This is a genomic window from Roseateles sp. P5_E11, from assembly GCF_054049355.1.
The window spans coordinates 1-1,425 of record NZ_JBFUMO010000956.1 but is presented as its reverse complement, the minus strand read 5'-3'; the positions used below and the strand labels follow the sequence as shown (position 1 = coordinate 1,425).

Below are 1,425 nucleotides of genomic sequence, written 5' to 3'. Positions count from 1 at the left end.
GTGCCTATCCCCTGCTCTGCGGCCGGGCGCACGTTGACCTTTCCTTCGATCAGCGTGACCGCAAGCTCGCTGTCCTTTTCGTTCACTTCAGTGAGCCGCACGGAGAAGGCCGTGCCGACAGCGACCACCTCGCTGCCCTCCACGCGGACGACGAACGGCCGCTGGGCATCCTTGGCCACCTCGAACAGCGCTTCCCCGCCATCMACCCGTACCGTTCGCTGTGCCCTGCCGAAGTCCACGCGCACCCGCGTGTCCGTGTTCAGCAACATGCGCGTGCCGTCCTCCAGTACGACCCATCGCTGTTCACCAACGGCTGTGCCGTATGTCCCCTCCTCGCGCCAGTGCTGGAACAGCAACGCGCTGCAGGCCAGCACCACTGCAAGCGCCCCCGCTCCTGCCCACCGCACGCTTGCACCACCGAAGCTGTGCGCGTCGCGCACGCGGCGCGAAGMCGACACGGTGCCGTAGGCATCTGCGAGCTTGAGGCGCGAGACGTCCAGCCAGGTCTCGGTGCACTTGCCGAACGCTTCCTGGTGCGCGGGCGAACGAGCCTGCCAGGCGTGGAACTCGCGCTCCATCGCCGCATCCCGATCAGGCCCGTGCAAGCGGGCCACCCACAGCGCTGCCTCAGCGCCGATTTCCGGGGTGACCCGGGATGGGGCGTCGGCGCTCTCTCGACCCGGAACATCGGACATCGACCCGTTCACGGATACCAGCCTTCCATCATCCCCGTGACAACCAGCAGCGCCTTGGCGATGTGCTTGTGGACTGAGGTGATGCTCATGCCGTGTTGATCGGCGATCTGCTGGTAGGTCAGGCCGTCGACACGGTGCGCGAGGAAGATATCGCGCGTCTTGTCACTCAAGCGTGCCAAGCACTCACTCAGTCGTGCCAAGCGCTCACGCCCAAGCAGCTCATCCTCCACGCCCGGCCGGGCGTCCAGGAGGACCACATCCTCCAGCAACACCTGCTCGCCACGCGTGGCAGTGGCGCGGTGTGCGTCGATGGACAGGTTGAGCGCGGCTCTCATCAAGAACGCCTCCGGCTGCTCCACATGATTCTCGCGCTCGTAGCAAGCCAAACGAACCCAGGCTTCCTGCACCAAGTCATCCGCATCCTGCTCCGAACGGCCGCGCCGCATCAACGCGGACCTCACCCGTGAGAATACGCTCGGCCAGTCCTTGACCATGGCAATACCCGTTAGGCCAGCGTCGGTACGCCTACGGCGCCCGTCGACATCGCGCGGCCACGATCAGCCAACAAACCCGCCTCCCGCGAAGCCGTCTCTGCGGCGCGCGCACAGTCCAGGCGACGCTCGGCGCGCAGCAACGCGCCAGACACGAAGTCGAGCGCTGCATCGGGATCGTCAAAGCTGCCATGACGCTGGATTTCTTTCGCCAAGCGCTCAGATACCTCCGCGGCCGT

3 protein-coding genes are annotated in these 1,425 nt (G+C 66.0%); all 3 read right to left on the bottom strand.

Translation table 11 applies throughout. The features are described 5' to 3' along the window. Window positions 1–695 (bottom strand): FecR family protein (locus ACXJKR_RS32460; RefSeq protein WP_457326362.1); only part of this gene is annotated, 695 nt, incomplete at its 3' end. Window positions 696–703: 8 nt separating this feature from the next. Beyond that, complete coding sequence (locus ACXJKR_RS32455; protein ID WP_457326361.1) at window positions 704–1,189, bottom strand: RNA polymerase sigma factor; 486 nt, start codon at window positions 1,187–1,189, stop codon at window positions 704–706. A gap of 11 nt (window positions 1,190–1,200) precedes the next feature. Continuing rightward, window positions 1,201–1,425, bottom strand: a 225-nt coding sequence (locus tag ACXJKR_RS32450) for a hypothetical protein (RefSeq protein WP_457326360.1), incomplete at its 5' end; no start/stop codon positions are given.